Consider the following 24,082-nt stretch of genomic DNA (forward strand, 5'->3'; position numbering starts at 1 on the left):
CGTGGATCAAACGGCTGAGCACGTCCCGACCATTTTCATCGGTGCCCAGCCAGTGAGCGCTGCCGGGCGGCTGGAAGGCCAATCGCGCCGACGCATCGAGCGGGTCGTACGGAGCGAGCGCCGCTGGAAACGCTGCCGCCAGCAGCAACAGTGCCACGAACACCCCGGCCAGTAACAAACCGGGTCGCAACCGTCCCAGGCGGGCAAGACGCAATGGACGTTGCCCCCCGACGCCCACCACCGGCCCTGTCATCACCGTTCCAATTGTCTGCGCCATTCACCGCTCCTTTTTTCGAACCCAGTCATTCCCCAAGCGTCATGTCACGGCGCGGGGTTGGGAATGCGTTGGTGGATGGCCTGGACTTGCGCCTGAATCTCTTCGCTGAGGGTGACGTCCAGCGCACCGAGGTTGTCGCGCAATTGCGCAAGGCTAGTCTGACCGGTCAGGGCACTGGCAACGAACGGCTTGCTGATGACATAGGCGAGTGCCAATTGCGCCGGGCTGATGTTGTGCTGTTGCGCAACCTCTACGTAACCGGCGATCGCTGCCTGGGCCGACGCGCTGTCATAGCGATTGAACGTGCGATAGACCGCCGAAAGCCGCGAACCCTCAGGACGCGCGCCGCCCAGGTACTTGCCGGTCAGCGCACCAAACGCCAGTGGCGAGTACGCCAGCAGCCCGACGCCCTCGCGGTGGCTGAACTCCGAGAGGCCGCCCTCGTACAGGCGATTCAGCAAACTGTAAGGGTTCTGCACGCTGACAATCCGTGGCAGACCGCGGCGCTCGCTTTGCTTGATGAACTCGGCCACGCCCCACGGCGTTTCGTTGGACACGCCAATGTGACGAACCTTGCCGGCCTTGACCTGATCGGCCAGCACTTCTAGCGTTTCCTCGATGGCGACGCTGTCAGCGTCATCGAGATAAGGGTATTCGCGCTGACCGAAGAAGTTGGTTTTGCGGTCTGGCCAGTGCAGTTGATAGAGGTCCAGGTAGTCCGTATTCAAACGCTTGAGGCTGCCGTCCAGCGCCTCGACGATGTTGCGGCGATCATGCCGGCTGAGACCGTCGCGAATATGCTGCTGACCCGCAGGATCGCGCGCCGGGCCAGCGATTTTGCTCGCCAGGACAATACGCTCACGACCACCGCTGGCGGCCAGCCAACTGCCGATGTATCGCTCAGTGGTGCGCCAGGTTTCGGCCCGGGTCGGCGTGGGATACATCTCGGCGGTGTCGATGAAATTGATGCCTTCGGCCAGGGCCAGATCGATTTGTTGATGCGCATCGCTTTCGCTGTTCTGGTGGCCCCAGGTCATGGTGCCCAGACCCAGCACACTGATTTCGATATCACTGTTGCCCAATTGGCGGTAACGCATGGTTCATCCTTTCATTGAAATGTTGAAGACGCCGGGGTTCAGGTTCGCAGCGCGTATTGATTGGTCGGAAACGGCAAGCCGAGGTGCTCGCGCAACGTGCTGCCGGTGTACTCGTGACGGAACAGTCCGCGTTTTTGCAGCAACGGCACGACCTCGTCGACAAAGATCTCGACGCCGGAGGGGAACATGTCCGGCATGATGTTAAAGCCGTCTGCGGCATGGGCCAGGTACCAGTGCGACAAGGTGTCGGCGACCTGTTCCGGCGTGCCCACCAGCAACCGGTGACCCACCAGGATGCGCCGCGAAAGCTGGCGAATACTGAGGTTCTCCCGACGGGCGAGATTGAGTTGCGCCTCAAGGAAACCCTGGGAGCCGCGCTCGAAATCAGCCACCGGACCGATACGATCCCAAGGCAATGGCGCGTCCGGGTCGAGCTCCTTGGCAGCGATGCCGATCCGGCCTGCCACCTGCTCCAGCAAGCCGTGTTCACCGTGCCACGCGTTGAGTGCATCGAAGCGTGCATGGGCCTCGGCTTCGGTGCTGCCGATCACGGTCGACAGGCCGGGCATGATTTTCAGGTGCTCGGGATTGCGTCCCCAGCCCAGCGCCCGCTCTTTCATTTCGCCGTAGAACAGCTGTCCGTCTTCCAGGGTGGTCTGGGTGGTAAAAATCGCATCGGCGTAGCGCGAGCCCAAGGCCTTGCCGCCCTCCGATGAACCGGCCTGGACCAGCACCGGCCGGCCCTGGGGTGAGCGCGGCACATTCAACGGGCCTTTGACGGAAAAGTGCTGCCCGACGAAGTCGATGGTGTGGACTTTTTTCGGGTCGGCAAAGCGTCCGGCACGAGCATCGCCGATGATCGCGTCGTCCTCCCAGCTGTCCCATAACTTCACAGTGACGTCGATGAACTCGTCTGCGCGGGCATAGCGGTCCACGTGTAACGGCGCGCCGGCAAGGCCGAAGTTTTGCGCAGCGGCATCACCCGCGTTGGTCACCACGTTCCACGCCGCGCGACCACCGCTGATGTAGTCCAGCGAGGCAAAGCGGCGGGCGATGTTGTATGGATCGTTGTAGGTGCTGGAGGCCGTGGCGATGACCCCGATGCGCTGGGTGGCCAGCGCCACGGCGGTCAGCAACACGGTGGGTTCCAGACGTCCGCCCGGCTGACTGGCAACGTCGCCTGCCAACGCCGGGCCATCGGCGAGGAAAATCGCATCCAGGCAGCCGCGTTCGGAAATCCGCGCGATGTTGCGGTAGTACTCCACGTCCAGATACGCGTTGGCCGGCACTTCGGCCGCACGCCAGGCGCCGGAGTGCGCGCCAAAGCCCAGGATGTTCATGCCCAGGCTCATTTGCCCGTCACGGGTATTGCTCGATGGCTTGCTCATACGGCACTCGCTTCGTCACGTGCGCCGCTGCCCTGCTTCTCGGCGTCGGCCGCTTGCAGTTGGCGCCAGGCGGCGTTGGGGCTGATGTTGTTGAGGTAGTAATTGCCCAGGGCGCGCTCGCGGTAGATCGCCGGGTTGTGCGAGGCCAGGGTGCGCGCGTTGCGCCAATGCCGATCAAAGCGTCGGGTCTCGCTGGTGGCGGAAGCGCCGCCCACTTCAAACAGCAAGGTCGTGGCCTCCAGCACTTGCTCAAGCACGATCTGTTGCGCCTGATACGCGCGAATTTCCGCCTCGGTGTACTGCTGTTCGGTGGCAGTACCGCCCTGCTCCGCTTCATGGACTTCCTGCAGCACCTGAGCCACCGCCAACACCTGGGTGCGCGCGGCATAGGCCAGGCTGGACAGACGCCCGATAACACGCTGCACCAGCGGATCATCCTTGGGACTGGATTGCCCCGGTACGCCAAACGCCCGCGTGCGCCCTTGCACGAATTCGGTGGCATCACGCAGCACCGCATTGGCGATGCCGGCCAACGTCGCCAGATGGAACAGCTGATAGAAGGCCGTCAGGTAGGATTCGGCGCGCAGCTCGTCCTTCTTGAAGCGACGGACGATATGCTGCGCCGGCACCTTCACCGCCTTGAAACGCGTGGTGCCGCTGCCCGTGAGGCGCTGGCCGAAACCGTCCCAGTCATCCTCGACCGTCACGCCCGGTGCATCGGTGGGCACCGCGACGCTGACAAAGTCATCCCCGTCCAGTGCCACGGCGGCAATCCAGTTGGCGTACAGCGTGCCGGTGCAGTAGTACTTCTCGCCATCCAGCTGCCAGCCGGTCTCACCCGTTTCAGACTCGACCGCACTGAGCGTGACCGAGTTGCGCGTGGTGTCGCTGCGCTCGGCCATGGCCGCGCCCCAGAGCTGGCCGTCGACCACTTTGCCCAGCCAGTAATCCTGCGAGTCGGCGTCACGGCTGGACAGCCGGCCTTCGACGAAGCCGAAGTGCGCACGGACGATCTGCGGCAGGTTCGAATCGGCTTCGCCCAGGGCAATCAACAGCCGAAACAACTGCGGCAGACTGGCGCCCAGGCCACCTTGGGAGGCGGGAACCCGCAACGCCCCGAACCCCGCTTCACGCAGCCAGGTCACCGCGTCATGCGCCAACTCGCGTTGCTGCTCGCGAGCGACAGCGGTGTCGGCGATGCGGGCAAATACCTCGGTAAAACGCTGGTTCAGGTCTTCATCGGTCACAGCAGGTGAAATCGCAGCACTCATGATTTTTCCTTTTTCATAGACACTCACGCTTGATCCGCCCGAGGGTCGATCCAGCGGTTGATCAAATCCACAGTGAGGTTCACCACCACGTAAACAGCGGCGGCGAGCAAGGTCACGCCCAACACCATGGGCACGTCTTTGTTGCTGGTGGCGTCAAGCATCAGGCGGCCAATGCCCTGGCGTGCGAACAGCAGTTCGATGACCACCGCACCGCCCAGCAGGCTGGCAAAAATGAACCCGGCCAGCGTCACCAAAGGCACCAGTGCATGACGCAGGGCATGGCGCAGGCGCACGGCGGTTTCGGACAGCCCCCGGGCACGGGCCATGGCGATAAAGGGCTGTTCCAGGGTGTCTTCCAGGGACTGGCGCAACAGTTGGGTGAGCACCGCCGCCACCGGTAATGCCAGCGCTACCGAAGGCAATATCAACGAGCGCCAGCCCACTGACCCGGACGGTGGCAACCAGTGCCAATGAAACGAAAACACCAGCAACAGCAAGAGGCCGATCACGAACGACGGTGCGGACGAAATCACCAGTTCGCTGCCTGACGCGAACGAACGAACCCAGCGCGAACGGTTGGCGGTGAGGATCGCGCAGACCAGCGCCAACACCACCGCCAACAACGCGGCGCTGACGGACAGTTGCAGGGTCGCGCCGATCTGTTCGCCGATCGCCTGGGACACTGGAATGCGCAAGCGATAGGACTCGCCCAGGTCGGCGTGAGCCAGGCGCAGCAAGTATTGCCCGTATTGCACGATCAATGGCTGATCGAGTCCGTACTCGGCACGCACCCTGGCCAGCAACTCCGGCGTCGGCAAGGCATCCGGGCCACCGAGGATCGCCAGCGCGGTGTCGCCTCCACTGAAGTTCACCGCCAGAAACGTCAGCGTCGCTGCGCCCCACAACGCACCAATGCCCGCCAGCAGACGCCAGGCAATACGTTTGAGCAGGTTCATGGTTGCCCCCGGTCCAGCCAGACGCTGGTGAAAAACGGAACGTTGTGGGACGTGTCGAAAATCACGCCTTGGACCTGACGCCCATAGGCGGTCAGTACCTGGCTTTCGACCGAAGGCACGGCGGGGACCGTTTCAACCAGACGCTGTTGCGCCTTGCTGTAAAGCGCCTGCAGCTCCACTGGATCGCGAGAGCGACGCGCGGCGCTGAGGACGCGATCCAGTTCATCATCGCGAAAACGCCCGGCGTTCTGGCCAATCAGTTTCGCCGTGCTGATTGACTGGCTTTGATACAGCACGAACAAACCATCAGGCGTGTTGGTGTGCCAGTAACCCGCCGCCAGGGCCTGAAACTTGCCGGCATAGCGCCGCTCCGTGACGCGGGTCAGGGGCAGCATTTCAATGGGCATCTCGAAGCCGACTTTTTTCAGATCGGCCTGTATGGCCACCGACACGCTGGCGGGAAACGCCGGATTGTCATAGGTCAGCAAGGTCGCCTTGAGACGCTGGCCGTCTTTGGTCCTGTACCCCTGAGAATCGCGTACGGTCCAGCCCGCGTCGTCGAGCAAGGCGTTGGCGGCGCTGACGTCATACGCCAGGGCGTCGTTGTTGGGTTGATAGAAGCGCGTGTTGGCGGCAAGGAAATCGGCCTTGCTCAGGAACTCGCCGAAACCGGAAATCCAGGCCAGGCCTTCGCGATCAATTGCCCGGGCCACCGCGCGACGTATCCGCACGTCGTCGAAGGGAGGCTGCTCGACGTTGAACGTCATGCTGCGACTCGGGTTGCCTTTGCGAATGCGGCTGCGCATGACCAGTTCAGGGTTGGCGCGAATTGCAGCCGCGTTCTGCGCCGGCGCATCCAGGGCGAAATCCGATTGCCCGGATTCCAGCGCGGTGAAGCGGATCATCGCTTCGGGGACGTAACTGAGTTCGATGCGGTCCAGGTAGGCCTCACCGACGTGGCGCGTGACTGCCGGCGCCCAGTGATAGCCGGGGCGTTTCACAAAGACCGCGCCCTGATCCCGGGTGTAGCTTTGCAGCAGAAACGGGCCGCTGCCGACCGGGTGTTCGGCGATGGTTTTCGGCGCTTCACGGATCTGCTTCGGCGAGATCATCCCCAGCCACGACTGGGCCAGCACATCCAGAAACGGTGTATAGGGCTCACGCAGGTGAGCTTCGAAGGTGTATTCGTCGACGACCTTGCCGTCCAGGTATGGCGCGATGTACGCCGCCGCCAATGGCGACTTGGTCGCCGGATCACGCATGTGTTCCAGGTTGGTTTGCAGCGCGGCGGCGTTGAATTTTTCGCCGTCGCTGAACGTCACGTCATCGCGCAGGTGAAACGTGTAGGTCTTGCCGTCTTCGGAGATCTCCCAGGAACGCGCCAGCCACGGGCTGATGTTGCCTTGCTCGTCCTGATACACCAGGCAGTCGAACAGGATTCGGCCCAGCCACTGAATGTTGCCATTGGACAAGGCGTGGATGTCGAAACTGCCGGCGTCCGAGGCTGCCGAGACTTTCAGGGTTCCACCGCTGCGACCCGGTGACGGCTCGTGAAAATCCGCCGCCGGGTAGGAAATGATTCCATTGTTCACGGTCCCGTCAGCCTGCGGCGCGCCGGGCTGGGGAGCCGCTGAGGGCGAGCAGGCATTTATCGCTAGGGATAAAACGATAAGGCCCGAGAGTTTGAAGACTGTTCTCAATGACGCGTCCTTAATAGTGTTCAGCGAATAACTGGAATTGGAAGCGCCTATGCACTGAACATGCCATGGGCTAATACGCGTCGATATTGAGTATGAGTAGCCGATTACTGAAAAGGTGGTTACTTGCGCGAGGCCTTTTGTTCCGTGGTGTTTATTCGATTTATTACTCGAATCGGCTGGGCCTTTATTAATGACAAACACTTATATCGATATGCATTTATTGCCAGTCAGCAACTGCCGGTAATTTCGCAATCTGTCCATTCACTGTTGCGCCAGAAACAGCTGACAGCCCTGTAGGAGCACAGCTTGCTGGCGATGAGGCCGCATCAGTCAACATCGAAATCGAAATCGAATGGCGGTCCGCCATCGCCAGCAAGCTGTGCGCCTACAAAGATGTGCTGGGAATCACCAACTGTTGCCACACCAACAGCGGTTCAAATAAAAGATCACTTCGCAGCAAAATTACTTCTGCACTGAGCGTCTTTAAACGGCGAATCTCAACTAACAACGCCATTGGCACAGTTACTGCTTAGAGCCAATCAAGCATGACTATACGAATAGAAAGCTCAGACGAATTTATCTATTCATTGGGGATTAAGCGTGATGCGTTCAGTATTCCGGGGAGCGTTACAAAAGTTACCGCAGGCCATCCGACAGGCGACCTGGTTGACAACAGTGGGACTCGGTTCTGCCTTGTTGCTTTCAGGTGCCGTACAAGCGGATGACACATCAACCACAACAGCTGGCTCTTCGAAATCAGTCGAGCCACAGCTGCAGACGGTCACGGTAAAGGGGCAGCAGATCACACCGGTCGAGGCCGCTAAAAGTCAGCTGGATGAAGTACCGGGCGGCACCAGCATTGTCGACAGCGAGCAAGTGTCCAAGGGACGGACCGCGACGCTGCAAGACACCCTCGCCTATCAGCCAGGGGTGTTCGTGCAATCCACCGGCGGCAATGATGCGGCGAAGATTTCCATTCGCGGCTCGGGTGCCAACACCTCGCCGGGTTATTTCCGCGAGGGCATCAAATTCCTGTTCAACGGTTTGCCCATCACCGGGCCCGGCGGCACGCCTTACGAGTTTCTGAACGGCTCCGGGGTGAATTACACCGAGATCCTGCGCGGTGCCAACGCCTTTCAGTACGGAGCCTTGAGCCTGGGCGGCGCGATCAACTTCGTCAACCAGACCGGCTACACCGCGCCGGGGCTGCGCCTGCGCGCTGAAGCTGGCAGCTATGGCTACAACAAACAGAGCGTCAGTTTTGGTGGCGTCGAGGGTGCCTTCGACTACTACGTCAACGCCGACAATTACCGCAGCGATGGATTCCGCGACTACAGCCTGTCGAAAAGCCAAGGCGTAGTCGCCAACTTCGGCTACAAGTTCAGCCCCAAACTGGAAACCCAGCTGATGCTGCGTTACCGCGACGAGTACCACAACGACCCAAGCGCCACCACGCTGGATCAGGTCAAGCATCACAGCGATCGCGCCAGTGCAACCGCCGCTTCCAGCGGTGCCGGCAGCCGGCGTCCGGGCAGCGTCTGGGCCGGCAGCAAGACCACCTACACCTTCGACGACGACGCCACCTTGTCGGTGGGTTTGTCCTACTACGAGTACGCTCACAACAACAGCCCGAACAGCCCAAGCAACCCGAGCTATTGGGACTGGCATGACCTCAGCGCCGTGATCAATTACGACCGCACGGATCAATGGTTCGGCCATGAAAGCCGCTCGAGTGTGGCCTCCACTTCCACCGAGCATCTGAAGGGCGAAGTCAATTCCACGTTTGCCAACAAACAGACGCGCAAGTTCGTGGACTATGGCTCCTCGTTCGACCACGTGTTCTCGCTGGGCAACGACCTGGAACTGGTGGATGACCTGTGGCTGACCACCGGCCTGTCGGCCATCAACGTCCGTCGTCACGCCAACGTGAAGGAATCGCTGGTGCCCAACACCACCGCGTTCCCCACCGATGTGACCTACGATAACTGGAGCCTGGCGCCACGCATCGGCGTGCGTTACCAGTTCAATCCGAACCTGCAGGTGTTTGCCAACGTCAGCCGTTCGGTGGATCCACCGGCGTCCTGGGAGTATTCGGGTTCCGGTCCGACCGCGCCGTACGTGCGTCCGCTGGTAGAACAGAAAGCCAACACGGTGGAAATCGGTATCAAGGGCTCCGAAGGCATTTTCGATGGCAGCCTGGCGCTCTATCGCTCGTGGGTTAAGAACGAATTGCTGAACGTTCAACTGATCCCCGCTACCTCGACCGCCGCGGCGGTGACCGGCGCCTTCAACGCGACGCCAACGATCCACCAGGGCATCGAAGCCGGGTTGAACACGCGTTTATGGGAAAGCGACAGCGGCGAGCAGGTCTCGTGGCGCCAGGTGTACACCTACAACGATTTCTACTACCGTCACGATCCGACCTTTGGTGACAATCAACTGCCGGGCATCCCCAAGCATGTGTATCAGGGTGAAGTTCAGTACGAGCATCCGACAGGCTTCTACACCGGTGTGAACGTGCAGTCCGCGTCACGCACAGCGGTGGATTACGCCAACAGTTTCTACGCGCCCTCCTACACTATTTTTGGCGCGAACGTGGGTTACGAGACCCCCAGCAAAGACTGGAAGGTGTCCCTTGATCTGAAGAACCTGGCGAACAAAAAATACGTCACGGCGGTCCAACCGCTGTACGACGCCAAAGGCCAGGACACTGCGGCGCTGTATCCGGGTGACGGGATTGGCGCGTATGTGGCGGTAGAAATGCGTTATTGAATTGCAGCCCGGTGACGGTTAATCGAGCTGTCGATGACCATTGAAATACAGGCAGCCTGACCTGGCGCAGGCTGCCCTTGTGACCCACATCGGAGATTCATCGAGAGAGGCAAGACGTGACGCAGAACATCTATGACACCCCCGAATTTTTTGAGGGTTACAGCCAACTGCCCCGTTCAGTTGAAGGACTCGCCGGCGCGCCTGAATGGCCAAGCCTGCGTTTGCTGTTACCGCAAATGGCCGGGCAAAAAGTCGTGGACCTCGGATGCGGCTACGGCTGGTTCAGTTATTGGGCCGCCGAACAGGGCGCTGCCAGCGTGACCGGCCTGGACGTCTCGCAGAAGATGCTGGAGCGTGCCGAGACCCGTCATCATCACCCGCGTATCACTTACCGTCAGGCGGACCTCGAACACCTGGAACTTGAGCCCTCCAGCCTGACCCTCGCCTACAGTTCGCTGACCTTGCACTACATCACTGACCTGGCGGCACTGCTGCGCACGGTGTATCAAGCACTGGTGCCGGGGGGAAAACTGGTGTTCTCGATCGAACACCCGATCTTCATGGCCTCGCTGCACCCCGACTGGATTGTCGACGAACACAAAGGCAAAACATGGCCCGTGGACCACTACCAGGTCGAGGGCCCGCGCTCGACCAACTGGCTGAGCGACAATGTGATCAAGCAGCACCGCACGTTGGGAACACTGTTGAATCTGTTGATCGACACAGGATTCAGGCTCGACCACATCAACGAGTGGGGACCGTCAGTCGAGGACCTCGTTGCCCGTCCCGCCCTGGCCGATGAGGTGCATCGCCCCATGATGTTGATCGTCGCCGCCAGTCGATAAGCGCCACCTAGACGCTCCGAAGGCAATCTGGCATCGACTGGATCCAATCGCCCGACATCGACGAAGTAACCTGCTACCCTCAGGGAATGGATGATCTTGATATAGGGGAATGTATGAGCGACATACCTAAGCATGGTTGGACATGGGCCTACCGAAAGCTTCGTGGCCTGCACTGCTCTCGCCTCACTGCTTTCTATCGAGCCACCTTGTATTCAGTGCGCGGCGACACGGGAACGCTCACCAGTGCGGATAACTGGCAGAAAATACGCTTGCGGCGTTGATTGAACGGCGCAGACACAACTCACCCATACGACAAAGCCCTGACATTTCAGGGCTTTGTGGTTTTCAGGATTTGAGTGTCGATACCGTTCGTCCGCTGGCCCGCACCTATGGCCCGTTCATCCTTCCAATGTTGTGTTAACCACTCGCAAGGAAGATTCAACATGATGAACAGAAAAATTGCGGTACTTACGCTTGCAGGCATCATGTCGGCCTGCTCGCTTCACGCCTTTGCGGCGGGCGAAACGACCACTGGAACGCCCTCTGCGGATGGCACCAGCCAGACCCGTGATCCAGCGCCCAAAGCCACCAACGCGGATCCGGACGCTGCTTCCCTGCCACAAGGCGCGGATGGCGGCACTACCGACAGCGGCCCTACACCTGCCGGCTCGAAAGCCGGTGGTGCTGACAAGGCGGGTGGCGGGAGCAGCAGCGGTGGCAGTGGCGGTAGCTGATACACCTGGTTAGTGGATACACAGATAGCAAATGTGGGAGCTAGCCTGCTGGCGATAGCGGCTGAACATTCAACATCACTGTTGATTGACAGTCCGCCATCGCTAGCAGGCTAGCTCCCACAGGATTGCTGCTAATTCCACAATCGCATCAACAACACTTAGGCCCAGCCTTACTCCCGTATCTCGCCTCCTGGCGCTCCCGAAAGAACATCTCGTAATCCATCACCGGCTTGTCCGGGTGTTTGCTCTGCATATGCTCAACGTAGTTATCGTAGTCAGGCATTCCCACCATCAAGCGCGCAGCCTGCCCCAGGTATTTACCGAGGCGGCTCAAGTCATTGAACATGTGCCCTCCTCACTCAAGCCTCTGGCAGCGCCTGAAACGGTGCTTCTTTATCCGTGCGCTCTTTCGTACCCCAGGCGGCAATACCGACTTTCAGTGCAAAGAACAGGATGCTGAACACCACGAGCAGGAACAGCGCCGTCAGCGTCGCGTTGGTGTAGGCGTTCCAGATCACGTGCTGCATCTGGTTGATGTCCTTGGCCGGAGCGAGGATCTGACCATTGGCCAGCGCATCGCTGTACTTCTTGGCCAATGCCAGGAAACCAATCGCCGGGTTCGCGTCGAACAGCTTGATGAAACCGGCCGTGGTGGTGCAGATCAGCAGCCAGACGGCGGGCAGCATGGTCACCCAGACGTAGCGCTGGCGTTTCATTTTGATCAGCACGACCGTCGCCAGCATCAGCGCGATACCCGCCAGCATCTGGTTGGAGATACCAAACAGCGGCCACAAGGTGTTGATGCCGCCCAATGGGTCGATCACGCCTTGATACAGCAGGTAGCCCCACATCGCCACGCAACCGGCGGTGGCGATCAGGTTGGCAGTCCAGGACTCGGTGCGTTTCAGCGCCGGCACAAACGAGCCGAGCAAGTCCTGCAGCATGAAGCGCCCGGCACGGGTACCGGCGTCCACCGCTGTCAAAATAAACAACGCTTCAAACAAGATCGCGAAGTGGTACCAGAACGCCATGGTGTTTTCACCTGGCAGCAACTGGTGCAGGATTTGCGCGATGCCAACAGCCAGGGTCGGCGCACCACCGGCACGGGCCAGAATGGTGGTTTCACCGATATCCCGGGCCACCGCTTCCAGCGCGTCCGGCGTGATCGCAAAGCCCCAGCTGCTGACCGTCTGCGCAACCGTCACCGCATCGGAACCGACGATCGCCGCCGGGCTGTTCATGGCGAAGTACACACCCGGCTCGATCACCGAAGCGGCAACCATCGCCATGATCGCCACGAAGGATTCCATCAGCATGCCGCCGTAACCGATGTAACGGGCATGCCCTTCGCTGGCCAGCAACTTCGGCGTAGTGCCGGAAGCGATCAGCGCATGGAAACCCGACACCGCACCGCAGGCGATGGTGATAAACAGGAACGGAAACAGACCGCCTTTCCACACCGGGCCAGTGCCGTCGATGAACTGGGTCAGTGCTGGCATTTTCAGGTCTGGCATGGTCACCAGGATGCCGATCGCCAGGGCCATGATGGTGCCGATTTTCAGGAAGGTCGACAGGTAGTCACGGGGGGCCAGGATCAGCCACACCGGCAGCACCGCTGCGACAAACCCGTAACCAATCAGCATCCAGGTGATCTGGATCCCGGTGAAGGTAAACGCCTTGGCCCACACCGGATCAGCAGCAATCTGCCCGCCCAGCCAGATCGAACCCAGCAGCAGCAACACGCCCACCACCGAGATCTCGCCAATGCGGCCCGGGCGGATGTAGCGCATGTAGATGCCCATGAGCATCGCGATCGGCACGGTCGCCATCACGGTGAACATGCCCCACGGGCTCTCGGCCAGGGCTTTGACCACGATCAGCGCCAGCACCGCGAGGATGATGATCATGATCAGGAAGCAGCCGAACAAGGCGATGGTGCCGGGAATGCGGCCCATTTCCTCACGGACCATATCGCCCAATGAGCGACCGTTGCGGCGGGTGGACAGGAACAGCACCATGAAGTCCTGAACCGCACCGGCCAGCACCACGCCGGCGATCAGCCACAGCGTGCCGGGCAGATAGCCCATTTGTGCCGCCAACACCGGACCGACCAAAGGCCCCGCGCCAGCGATGGCCGCGAAGTGGTGACCGAAGAGGACGTGCTTGTTGGTCGGTACGAAGTCCAGGCCATCGTTGTTGAGCACGGCGGGCGTGGCCCGATTGGGGTCGAGCTGCATCACCTTGTTGGCGATGAACAGGCTGTAATAGCGATAAGCGACGAGGTAGATAGCGACTGCTGCGACTACGATCCACAGGGCGTTGATGGCTTCGCCGCGGCGCAGGGCCACGACACTCAGCGCGAACGCTCCAAGGACAGCCACGGCAAACCAGGCGAGGTGTTTAGCCAGACGGGGCATTGTGTGTCTCCTGCCGACAGCTCGTGGCCGCGGCGGTAATTTTTATAATTGTGTCCGCTGTGCGGAGCTGGCCCAATATCCCCGCATGCCGTCCACAAATAAATCCGCAGAACTACGTACACACGGACTACGTAGTTCTACGTAGATACCCCCATTTACAGGCCCAAACACACACCCTAAATGGGAGCCATCCTAGGTGTTCATTAGAAATGAGAGCGGTGTCAATTGAAATGAGAACCCCGCGCCAGCGAGATAGCAGCGATGGCCCGCTCCAACAGAAATCGTGGACTAATCGCCCCATTTTTTTCATCCAGAATTCCTCTAAGATAGAAACTTGCTAGCGATTCCGTAAATTTGAAACTATTCGCCACCAAATTGTGCTTTGAAACCCTATCCTTTTAGTAAATTTGAAACTCTCGCGTAGATAATTCCGAAAATAAGAAACTCTCCGCCGTACCGTAAACGGGTTCGATGTGCAGTGGTCTAAAGAAACCGGACACCCATTTAGGCGAGGTTGCTCGCCAGATTGAGGTATCAGAAGATCAAGCCACGCCGTACCTTTGCCTCTGAGTTCGAACGCGAGGCTGCCCGACCTAGTTGTCAAAAAAAGTACAGCTAAATCGAAACTCGCCGTTCACTCATCGTCAATGCGCCGCTGGATTGACCAGAAGGTAAAACTATAAATCTTAAGGTTGTACCAGGTCACCCATACTAACCATGCGTGAGACCGACTGCTTCATCGTGTGCGGCTAAGATCACACGGTTTACATCAGTAGAAAGGAGATCCTGCGGGCGCTCGCCCCCGAGGAACCCATTAGGTGAGATAAACCAGAATGAAAGTCCCCAGCCATCTTTCATGGGACAGAGAATAGATAAAATATCCATAAGACCGGGAATTGGACTGTCTCCGCCGTGCGACGGGAATCCGTAAGCGGGAAACAATCTGAAGCCATCATGTTCGATCGAGAAAATTCGGTGGTTCGCTTCCCACTTCTTGAGTGCGGTGCTGAGGAGTTCAGCCTGGATACCCAGATGGTTAGCCAAATCTGGAGCCAGAAGAAAGTCGCCGCAAGAGAGGATATGAGCCTTGGCGAGCTCAACCATTTTCCGTTCTCTCTCTTCGATAGTCCGGCGCTTTTCATCTGTACGCCTAAGCGATGCCTCTGGAGGTGAGCACCAGACTACCTCATGGTCCTGCATTGGTTTACTCGATCGAGTTGCGGTATTGGGACGACTGAACGCCTCACCCACGGCACCTTTGGCATCTTTATCGGAATTCTGCTTCATGAAGTCTGCTCCCCAAATTTACCTTTCGATTCTCCCGATGCGTGCCGCGCACTGTTGGTAAGCGCTGCTTTGAGCAAAATCGACCGTCCGACGATTCGGCATCAAATTATACATCCGCTTTCCTGCCGCGCCCCTTGAGATTCGTAGCCTGCCCAACCCCTGCGGGCAACTACTCAGGTTCTTCCCCATCGTCAGGTAGATTGACTGCGTTGACCATACGAGTGATGACGACCGACAGCCAGGTTTGATGAGCAACAAGCTCTGCGTCGACTTCACCCCTGGCATTGGACGTTTCGTAGAGTGATCTCCAGTCCAGGATATCTGCTGGCTCGACCTTAGCGTTGTCTCGGAATACAGCTTTTGAAGCAAGCCGATATGCATATGTATCCATGAAAGCCTCTCCCCTCCCCTTGAGCTTGACCCGGGCAAAATCAACCACATTTTCAGCGGTCCATCTTGCAGAACCATTAAGTGCTGGCGGAATCGCGAAAAGGACTCCAACAATCGCTGTTTCTGCATCTGGTCGATCCATTTCGTTGAAGAGATCGATCAGATTTTGGCCGGAAATGCGCTTGATAATCTCTACACCCTGCTCCGGCTGAGCAACGTTCGCCACTGCGACAATCAGCATAGTTGAGGGACTGTGCTCATTGTTTGTGGCTGACAACTGACGGGCACTCAGCTGTAATGCGGCCATAAAAACCTCGCTAAATGAACACTATAGATTGTAGCCCTATAGAGCTCAAGAAGGCCTCATCGTTCCTTTTGTGGATGAAGCAAAATGGAACTGCGGGAAGCGTTTGCCATAGCGTTACGCAACACAAGGATACGCCGGGGGTTGACGCAAGAAGATTTTGGGATCGTCAGCAGTAGGACATACCTCAGCACCCTAGAGCGAGGTCTCAAAAACGTCACTTTGGAGAAAGCATCGGAGCTTGCTGGCAGAATGGGAGTACATCCGCTCACCCTTCTTCTCGAGAGTTTTTTGGTACTCGATCCTGATACGGATTTAGACTCGTTGTTTGAGCGTATCCGACGAGAGAGCCTTTCGTCCCCGTCCCGCGACTCATAGATAGAAGACGGAACCGGAGCCTCTGGCATCCGACGCGCAATTTTACATGGTTGCACTTGAAGGTCATAGCCGCGGCGGGACATAAGTAAAAGCCATTCAGCGCCTCTCCGCAGTGCTTGGCGACAGAGACCTGATGGTGATGCAGTCAAGATAAGCGACAAATCGGGGCCGAGGTGGATGCCATCGGAGGCGTTGTCGATCAAACTAACCCGCTGGCGCTCACCGCGGCCATAGAAGCCAAGCACGGGAGGCATACACCTGTTTGGTTTTCAGCCTATCGTGGCACGCCACAGCCGGCCGATTGATGCCTGTCACGGTAGGCTTGCGTCAAGCACTGCCCCGCCCCGGTAGCCATTGGCAGGTGCGACTTCCATGCAGTCACTTGAGATCTAAGTTGACGCTCATCGTGTTTCATAATGTCATCAGATCTTTTGCCTTCGGCGTCAAAGCAATTGCACTATTGATCACCTCAATGATAATACGTCGCCGATACTCAGTCCCAGGTCCACGAGTAAGTCAGCCGGTAAGTCAACGAAGACGTCGCCACTCCCATCTGCACAATCGTGGCATTTCACGGTCCGAAGCTGAGTTTCAATCATTACGCTATCTACGCTATCCAAAATTTGGTATCTGCAGGGCCGTTCATTATGCTCACAATGCTTTTGCCAGTTGAAGCGAGATTCTGACTGCCAGCTGATTTTGACAAATTGGTTTCCTGTCTGCCCAGGTAGGCGATTACATTCAAGCTCAGCTTTCGCGCCAGGACGTGTGCTGCCCCATCCAATATTTCAACGTCCCGAAGGGATGCGGTAGTAGGCGGGATGGTCCTATCACTCTGAAGCCTCAGGAACCGCAGTGCGAGTGGACATCTTAAAGGGAAGCCCGCATCACTGCCTCCCCCCAGAACACACCAATTTTCAGTGCTGACGACCGATTGCGGATCAACGCTGACATATTCGGCATATGCCGATCACTATATGGCATACACCACATCTTTCAGGAGGTAGACATGCTAGCCGAGATCATCTGCGCGAACCGGCTTACGGTGCATATCGCTCCCGGTCAGACACCCTACTGCAAGTCCCCACCGATGCCACCAAAATGGAGATCCGCTGTAGGTATCGACCCCATGGATCCTCGGCTGCCAACATCACGTTCAGCAGGAAGAAGCCATGACAAGGAAAGCTGGCCCACTCAAGACGACTATCCATCGCGAAGATGATGCCGGCCGGTGCGTCGAAGAATGCTAACTGACGTCGGACGTCACGGCGCCGCCCGCCACTGTCGGTTCGGGACCTTCCATGCTCATGTTCCCATTGTCCGCCGAACGTATGGAGGCGAGTTTTCAAGGAATCATGCAACGGCGTCGGAAAAACGGAAATTTCCGTCGTCTGGCTTCTGATGAAGCGAGAAACGCCTCAACTGCGGCCTTGGTGATTCGCTTTCGTTTGCCCAGTAATAAAGTGACAGCGCCACGGTAGCTGTTACTTGACTGCGGCTCATATGTAGCCGCCGATAATATTTCTTTCGTCACTTTCATCGGCGAGCGTCGCTGAAAAAACTCCGTTCCGCACGACGCTCGCGATTAAGATCAATGAACAGGCTCAGCATATTAATGCACCTTTTCGAATGAAGTCTCAACAGGTCCCGTTTTTCGGTGTCTAAATTTTGTTGCTCTTCTTGACTGCCCTGGGTGCGAACCAAGCATAAAAGTGTTTATTCATCCGAATAACGTGCGCTACTTGTTCACAGGGCTGCGGATTTGCGAATAATCAACCGAAGGCCATTCTACTAGGCGTGAAACCTAGCACAAGCCAAGGGAAAGGATACATCTAACAAAAACAAAGTGCGTATGTAAAAACGCGCGCAGGCTGAGTAAGAAATCAACTAAATCGAGCAGGCATCTTTGGTAGCCAGGGCTATTTCTATATAATTCAGCAATTTATTGCCATCACAAGGTTTAGGCAAGCAGGCGATAACTGTCGGCGTATGGGTGCCAAGGTGCGAAATCGCCTCAGGGTAGGCTGTGATGAATATCGTAGGAATGTGGATTCCGCCAGCGATGAGTTGCTCATGCAACTCGACACCACTTAGCCCCGGCATTTGCACATCCGAGATCAGACAATCAGTTTCTGCCGTTTCTTTTGCGTAGAGGAATTGCAGCGCTCTGGAGTAAGTCCGTACTTTATAGCCAAAGGATCGCAATAGACTGTCCAGCGCCATCCTGACAGAATCATCATCGTCGACAATGGCAATAATTACAGAATTTTTTATGGTCTGCTTCATAAAATTTACTCACGCGCCGTCGCCAATTATTAATCTAATATACGCGCGCTCACTTCCCCGGAAATCATACCAACGTATTAACCGACACAACCAAGGTATGAGACTTGCCGTAGAAATATACAAAATAATCACGGTGTAAATTAGTCTGTTTACTGCGGATAATTTTCACTATTTCCGTGGTTTACGAGGCAACGTGCCCGCAAGTGAACGTAGCCGTGTTTCTCCGAGTGTTAAGGCATAGTATCAGTAATACCTATGCCATCACGCATGAGTCGCGACCCCGTCTGTTGTAGTTAAACCGTTGTATGAGTGACGCCTTGAGGCGGGCCTGCATATAATGATTTGGCTCTGTCACCTTAGCTAGACCAGCGAAGTTATCACATATTTTACCTACTCCGACGGATAACAACATGCAGATTTTATGGGACGATGGCGAACGTACCTTCTGTCGGGTACGACGGTTGGATGCATCGGGTGAACGCGACGTTCTGGTTGCGCGCCCTACTAGCGAACAGCCGCTGCCGGCTTGTCTCGGACGCCTCGCCCACGAATTCAGCCTCAAGGACGAACTGGATAAAGCATGGGCGGTGAGACCGTTGGAGTTGGTGCGCGAAGGTAGTCTCATCCAACTGATGCTGGAAGATCCCGGTGGCACGCCGCTTGTGCAATTGCTTGTTGCCCCCATGAAAACCGACACGTTTCTCCCTATTGCGATTTCTACCGCTATTTCGCTGGGCAAGCTCCACCAGCGAGGACTTGTTCATAAAGACATCAAGCCCAGCCATATCCTGGTGAACTGCATTGACGGTCACGCTCGGTTCACAGGTTTCGGACTCGCCTCAAAGCTTCCTCGTGAAAGACAGGCACCAGAAACCATCGCGGGTACTCTCGCCTACATGGCGCCTGAGCAAACCGGGAGGATGAATCGCTCCATAGATTCTCGCAGTGATCTCTATTCCATCGGCGTCACCTTTTACGAAATGCTGACAGGCTATCTTCCGTTTACGGCGTCTGACCCGATCGAATGGGTGCACTGTCATATCGCAAAAAAACCGCAACCCCCAAGTGTCCGGGTCGAGACTGTCCCTGAGATGCTCTCCCAAATCGTCATGAAGTTGCTCGCCAAGACTGCCGAGGAGCGTTATCAGACGGCCGCGAGTGTCGAGCATGATTTGCGGCGTTGCCTCACAGACTGGGAGTCGCATGGGCGCATCAATCCCTTTGTGCTGGGCGAGCAAGGCACTTCCGATCGGCTGCTGATTCCTGAAAAACTCTACGGCCGGGAACGTGAGGTTGATACGTTGATCGCCGCGTTTGACCGGATCATTGCGAGCAGTACGCCGGAGCTTGTGCTGGTCACTGGTTACTCCGGTATTGGCAAATCGTCGGTGGTGAACGAGCTGCACAAAGCACTGGTCCCACCGCGAGGTCTCTTTGCCACCGGCAAGTTCGATCAATACCGACGCGACATCCCCTATTCCACTCTTGTGCAGGCGTTTCAAAGCCTGGTGCGTACGTTGCTCGGAAAGAACGACGCGGAACTGGCTAAATGGCGCGACTCATTGCTGAGCGCGCTGGACGCTAACGCACGGCTCATGACCGACCTTATACCCGAGCTAAAACTCATCATTGGCGACCCTCCACCAGTCACGCCACTTGAACCCCAACAGGCACAACGACGTTTCCTTCTGGTGTTTAGGCGATTCATAGCAGTATTCGCTCGGGCGGATCATCCACTCGCATTGTTTCTCGATGATCTTCAGTGGCTCGACGTGGCAACTCTCGACCTGCTGGAGGATCTGTTGACCAACTCGGATGTCCGGCATCTCATGTTAGTCGGTGCGTACCGCAACAACGAGGTGGATATCACACACCCGCTGACGGGCAAACTGCAGGCCATTCGAAACGCTGGCGGCAAGATTGATGAAATCATGCTCTCCCCCCTCGTGAAGGAACACGTAGAGCAGTTGATTGCCGACACGCTGCACGACGACCTTGAACGCGTTGAGCCACTTGCAAAGTTGGTTCTGGACAAAACTGCGGGCAATCCGTTCTTCGTTATTCAGTTCCTGCAAACGCTTGCCGACGAGCATCTGCTGACTTTCGAGCATGGCGCCAGGCAATGGTGCTGGGACCCGGACCGCATTCATGCGAAGGGATACACCGACAATATCGTGGACCTGATGGTCGGCAGGCTCACCCGTCTTCCTGTTGAAACACAACAGGCATTACAGCAGCTTGCATGCCTGGGTAACGTTGCCAGCAGCAAAGCCCTTTCAATTGTGCTAGGCGTTCCAAAAGCGCAGATCCGCTCAGTACTGTGGGAAGCGATCCGCCAGGAGTTAGTCCAGAGACTGGAAAGCGCCTATGGTTTTGTGCACGACAGAATTCATGAAGCCGCCTACTCACTGATCCCCGAAACTGATCGCGCCAAATCACATTTGCGAATCGGGCGACTGCTCGCGGTACAAACACCGCCGCAAAAATGGGAGGACGGGATTTTTGAAATCGTCGGCCAACTCAACAGCGGTCTCGCTCTGCTCACTGATAGGGCCGAGCGGGAACAACTGGCGGAGTTCAACCTGGTCGCGGGCCAGCGAGCAAAGGCCTCGACGGCCTACGCGTCGGCGCTTAATTATCTAACCACCGGATCGCAGTTGTTGAACGACGATTGCTGGTCGCTCCGGCATAAACTGACGTTCGCCTTGGAACTGAATCGCGCCGAATGCGAACTCCTTACCGGACAACTCTCGACCGCGGACAATCGTCTAGCGCATCTGTCGCAACGCGCGGCGACAACGATCGAACGAGGCAGCGTCGTGTGCCTGCAAATGGACGTGTACCTGCTGCTGGATCGCAGCGATAGCGCCGTCGCTGTCTGTCTCGACTACTTGCGACACGTGGGGATAGAGTGGTCAGCACACCCTGACGATGATGAAGTCAGGCAGGGATACGACCAAATCTGGACATCAATGGGTACTCGGGCAATCGAAGATCTCATTGATTTACCGATGATGGAGGACGCCGCCTCTCTCATGACTGTAAACGCGCTTGGCAAGCTGTTCCCGGCCGCTTTGCAGACGGATGACAACCTGGCGTGCCTTTCGATTTGCATGGCGATCCGTCTCAGCCTGGAACGGGGCAACTGTGATGCCTCATCCGTGCATTACGCCAATGCGTTCAGAGTGGCAGGCAGACGGTTCGGCGACTATCAGGCCGGGTTCAGATTCGGCCAGCTCGGCTGTGAACTTGTTGAGCGACGTGGCTTGAAGCGATTCGAGGCCGGCACCTATCTATGCTTTTCGAATTTTGCCGTGCGCTGGATGAAACCGGTCGGGCGATGCCGTGAATTGCTGCGCCGCTCTTTTGTGGCAGCGAATCGAATCGGTGACCTGCCGTATGGCGCGTATGCGGGCAACAGCCAAGTCTCCGATTCGCTCTTCGCCGGTGAGGCATTGACCGAAGTGCAAAACGAAGCCGAACGTGGGTTGGCTTACGCCAAGAAGGTGCGCTTCGGGCTGGTCGTTGATTTTATAGGCACGCAGTTGGCACTGATCCGGATGCTTAGAGGCCTGACGCCGACGTTCGGCTGCTTTGATGACGGACAGTTTGATGAAACGGCCACCGAGGTCCATCTTTCCAGCACGCCGGACCTGGCACTGGCGGCGTGTTGGTACTGGGTCCGGAAGTTACAGGCCTTCTACTTAGCGGGTGCCCCTCAGGCAGCCATGCAAGCCGCCGCAAAAGCACAGCAATCTCTCTGGTCATCATTCCTGTTCTTCGAAGAATCCGAGTATTACTTCTACGATGCGCTGGCCCGCGCCGCCTGGTGCTATGAAGCGCCGGTGGACGAGCATGCGCAGCATCTGATCGTGATGGAAGGACACCACCGCATGCTGCAGATCTGGGCGCAACAGTGCCCGGAGAATTTCGGTAGCCGTGCCTCTTTGGTGGAGGCCGAAATCGCTCGCGTCGAGGGGCGCGTAATCGATGCAGAGTTACTCTACGAACAATCCATCCAGGAATCCCAGGAAAGTGGCTTTGTCCATATCGAGGCGCTTGCCAACGAGCTTGCATCTCGCTTCTACGCGACGAGAGGCCTTGAAAAAATTGCACGAGCTTATTTGCAAGACGCCCGCTACGGCTACCTGCGTTGGGGCGCTGTTGGGAAGGTTCGGCAGCTCGATGCGAAGTATCCGTTGCTAAGGACCGAGGAGCACACGCTAGGCCCGACATCGACCATGGCAGCACCGGTCGAACACCTTGATCTTGCGACCGTCATCAAGGTGTCGCAGGCCGTGTCAGGCGAAATCGTTCTGGAAAAACTTATCGACATTGTGATGTACACGGCCATCGAACAGGCAGGTGCCGAAAGAGGTTTGCTGATTCTGTCGGACGCTGGTGAGTATCGTGTCGCGGCGCAGGTCACCACCGGCGGACACTCAACGCTATTGCGCGACGAACCCGTCAGCGCTTCGCTGCTGCCGGAGTCCGTTCTGTACCACGTCCAACGAACCCGGGAGAGCGTTTTTCTTGATGATGCAGCGTCCGACGCGTCCTTCGCTACAGACCCTTACATCCGTCAGCATCGCGCCCGTTCGGTACTTTGTATGCCGCTGCTGAACCAAGGCAAGTTCACCGGCGCGCTTTACCTGGAAAATAACCTGGCCGCCCACGTCTTCAGTCCTGAACGGATCGCGGTGCTGAAGCTGGTGGTCACACAGGCTGCCATCTCTCTGGAAAATGCCCAGTTGTACCGCGAAGTCCAAGAGCGCGAAGGTAAAATCCGCCGCTTGGTAGACGCCAACATCATTGGGATTCTCGTGTGGAACTACGACGGTGATATTGTCGAGGCCAATGATGCATTTCTTCACATGGTGGGCTACGAGCGCGTAGATCTGGAATCCGGTCGACTGCGCTGGAGAGATCTGACGACGCCCGAATTCCGTGAAGTCAGCGAGCGGTCATTGATTGAGGCGATACAGTCCGGTTATGCCCAACCTTTCGAAAAAGAATATTTGAAAAAGGATGGAGGCCGATTGCCAGTCATCGTCGGTTTGGCGCGGTTCGAAGCCAGCAAAAAAGAAGGTGTCGCATTTGTTCTGGATTTGACCGAGCGCAAACAGGCTGAAGAAAAAATCCGCGAAAGCGAAAGCCGTTATCGGGAAGTGCAAACAGAGTTGGCCCATGCGAACCGTGTCGCCACCATGGGCCAACTTGTGGCGTCGATTGCGCACGAAGTTAACCAGCCAATTGCAGCCGCGATTCTCAATGCCGACGCAGCGCTACGGTGGCTGAACGCAGAGCCTGCGGAGATCGATGAAGTCCGACATGTACTCGGCAGGCTTATCCTGGACGCCAATCGAGCGGCTGATGTGTTGGGCCGCATTCGTCGACATATCCGAAAGGCGCCGCATCAGAAGGAAGCGTTGAACATCAACGTAGCCATTGAGGAGATGATCGATTTCACCCGAGGCCAAATCATAAAAAGCGGCACCTCGATGCAGATCTCGCTAACGGAAGAGTTGCCACTCATCGAAGGAGATCGCGTCGAATTGCAACAGGTATTGCTAAATCTGATCATGAACGCGCTCGAAGCGATGAATGGTGTGAGCGAAGACGACCGTTATTTGCATATCGGCGCGGTGTTGAATTCGGGTTGCGTGCTCGTCAGTGTGAGCGATTCCGGACCAGGGTTTTCCTCGAAAGACACCGATCAGATATTCACTTCGTTCTATACAACCAAGGCTACAGGACTGGGAATGGGGTTATCAATCTGTCGCTCAATCATCGAAGCGCATGGTGGACGTTTGTGGGCAAGCGTCAACAGACCCCGAGGTGCCACCGTTCAGTTCACGCTCCCTGTTCCACATGAGTGAATCGCCCGGTGTATGCCCTGCTCTCTCCAGCGAGAGGCAGGTGCATAATACTAAGGTTTATAGCAGGCATATTAATAGGTAAAGCAAATCACGCTAATGTA

At 57.3% G+C, this 24,082-nt stretch carries 15 protein-coding genes and 1 pseudogene; 5 read left to right on the forward strand and 11 right to left on the reverse strand.

Annotation, left to right across the window (positions count from 1 at the left end):
- The 6 genes and pseudogenes from GBC55_RS14770 to GBC55_RS14795 form a co-directional block, all read right to left on the reverse strand.
- A pseudogene (locus tag GBC55_RS14770) lies at window positions 1–277 on the reverse strand (ABC transporter permease); the annotation flags it as partial.
- A gap of 44 nt (window positions 278–321) precedes the next feature.
- Window positions 322–1,374 carry an NADP(H)-dependent aldo-keto reductase gene (locus GBC55_RS14775; RefSeq protein WP_162438084.1) on the reverse strand — a complete coding sequence of 351 codons (1,053 nt, stop codon included), beginning with the start codon at window positions 1,372–1,374 and terminating at the stop codon, window positions 322–324.
- 38 nt (window positions 1,375–1,412) lie between these two features.
- Window positions 1,413–2,762 carry an LLM class flavin-dependent oxidoreductase gene (locus GBC55_RS14780; RefSeq protein ID WP_162438085.1) on the reverse strand — a complete coding sequence of 450 codons (1,350 nt, stop codon included), beginning with the start codon at window positions 2,760–2,762 and terminating at the stop codon, window positions 1,413–1,415.
- Window positions 2,759–4,033, reverse strand: coding sequence for an acyl-CoA dehydrogenase family protein (locus GBC55_RS14785; RefSeq protein ID WP_162438086.1), 1,275 nt, complete (start codon window positions 4,031–4,033; stop codon window positions 2,759–2,761). Before GBC55_RS14785 ends, GBC55_RS14780 begins: the two co-directional genes overlap by 4 nt.
- 23 nt (window positions 4,034–4,056) lie before the next feature.
- Window positions 4,057–4,989, reverse strand: coding sequence for an ABC transporter permease (locus GBC55_RS14790; protein WP_162438087.1), 933 nt, complete (start codon window positions 4,987–4,989; stop codon window positions 4,057–4,059).
- Complete coding sequence (locus tag GBC55_RS14795; protein WP_162438088.1) at window positions 4,986–6,689, reverse strand: ABC transporter substrate-binding protein; 1,704 nt, start codon at window positions 6,687–6,689, stop codon at window positions 4,986–4,988. Before GBC55_RS14795 ends, GBC55_RS14790 begins: the two co-directional genes overlap by 4 nt.
- A 603-nt stretch (window positions 6,690–7,292) precedes the next feature.
- Here GBC55_RS14795 and GBC55_RS14800 point away from each other — a divergent pair.
- From GBC55_RS14800 to GBC55_RS14810, 3 genes are all read left to right on the forward strand, one after another.
- Entirely contained in the window at window positions 7,293–9,461 is a 2,169-nt protein-coding gene (locus GBC55_RS14800) for a TonB-dependent receptor (protein ID WP_162438089.1), read from the forward strand.
- Window positions 9,462–9,577: 116 nt separating this feature from the next.
- Complete coding sequence (locus tag GBC55_RS14805) at window positions 9,578–10,306, forward strand: class I SAM-dependent methyltransferase (RefSeq protein ID WP_162438090.1); 729 nt, start codon at window positions 9,578–9,580, stop codon at window positions 10,304–10,306.
- A gap of 443 nt (window positions 10,307–10,749) precedes the next feature.
- On the forward strand, window positions 10,750–11,040 hold the full coding sequence (locus GBC55_RS14810) for a hypothetical protein (RefSeq protein WP_162438091.1): 291 nt from the start codon (window positions 10,750–10,752) through the stop codon (window positions 11,038–11,040).
- A gap of 148 nt (window positions 11,041–11,188) precedes the next feature.
- Here the strand turns inward: GBC55_RS14810 and GBC55_RS14815 are convergent, their stop codons facing one another.
- From GBC55_RS14815 to GBC55_RS14830, 4 genes are all read right to left on the reverse strand, one after another.
- Complete coding sequence (locus tag GBC55_RS14815) at window positions 11,189–11,386, reverse strand: YbdD/YjiX family protein (RefSeq protein WP_059406027.1); 198 nt, start codon at window positions 11,384–11,386, stop codon at window positions 11,189–11,191.
- A gap of 13 nt (window positions 11,387–11,399) precedes the next feature.
- Window positions 11,400–13,457 (reverse strand): carbon starvation CstA family protein, encoded by a 2,058-nt coding sequence (locus GBC55_RS14820; RefSeq protein ID WP_162438092.1) that lies wholly within the window; start codon window positions 13,455–13,457, stop codon window positions 11,400–11,402.
- A gap of 711 nt (window positions 13,458–14,168) precedes the next feature.
- Window positions 14,169–14,744: a hypothetical protein gene (locus GBC55_RS14825; RefSeq protein WP_247266913.1), complete on the reverse strand. Its 576-nt coding sequence runs from the start codon at window positions 14,742–14,744 to the stop codon at window positions 14,169–14,171.
- A gap of 169 nt (window positions 14,745–14,913) precedes the next feature.
- Window positions 14,914–15,441, reverse strand: coding sequence for a hypothetical protein (locus GBC55_RS14830; RefSeq protein WP_247266914.1), 528 nt, complete (start codon window positions 15,439–15,441; stop codon window positions 14,914–14,916).
- A gap of 84 nt (window positions 15,442–15,525) precedes the next feature.
- Here GBC55_RS14830 and GBC55_RS14835 point away from each other — a divergent pair, with 84 nt between their 5' ends.
- Complete coding sequence (locus tag GBC55_RS14835) at window positions 15,526–15,816, forward strand: helix-turn-helix transcriptional regulator (RefSeq protein ID WP_162438093.1); 291 nt, start codon at window positions 15,526–15,528, stop codon at window positions 15,814–15,816.
- A 1,887-nt stretch (window positions 15,817–17,703) separates the two neighbouring features.
- On the opposite strand, the gene GBC55_RS14840 is transcribed toward GBC55_RS14835, so the two are convergent.
- A complete protein-coding gene (locus tag GBC55_RS14840; protein ID WP_162438094.1) occupies window positions 17,704–18,102 on the reverse strand; it encodes a response regulator in 399 nt (132 codons plus the stop codon).
- A 410-nt stretch (window positions 18,103–18,512) separates the two neighbouring features.
- Here GBC55_RS14840 and GBC55_RS14845 point away from each other — a divergent pair, with 410 nt between their 5' ends.
- A complete protein-coding gene (locus tag GBC55_RS14845; RefSeq protein ID WP_162438095.1) occupies window positions 18,513–23,981 on the forward strand; it encodes a trifunctional serine/threonine-protein kinase/ATP-binding protein/sensor histidine kinase in 5,469 nt (1,822 codons plus the stop codon).
- Window positions 23,982–24,082: the final 101 nt, after the last annotated feature.

It is taken from the genome of Pseudomonas sp. TNT3 (assembly GCF_010095445.2).
Lineage (GTDB): Bacteria > Pseudomonadota > Gammaproteobacteria > Pseudomonadales > Pseudomonadaceae > Aquipseudomonas.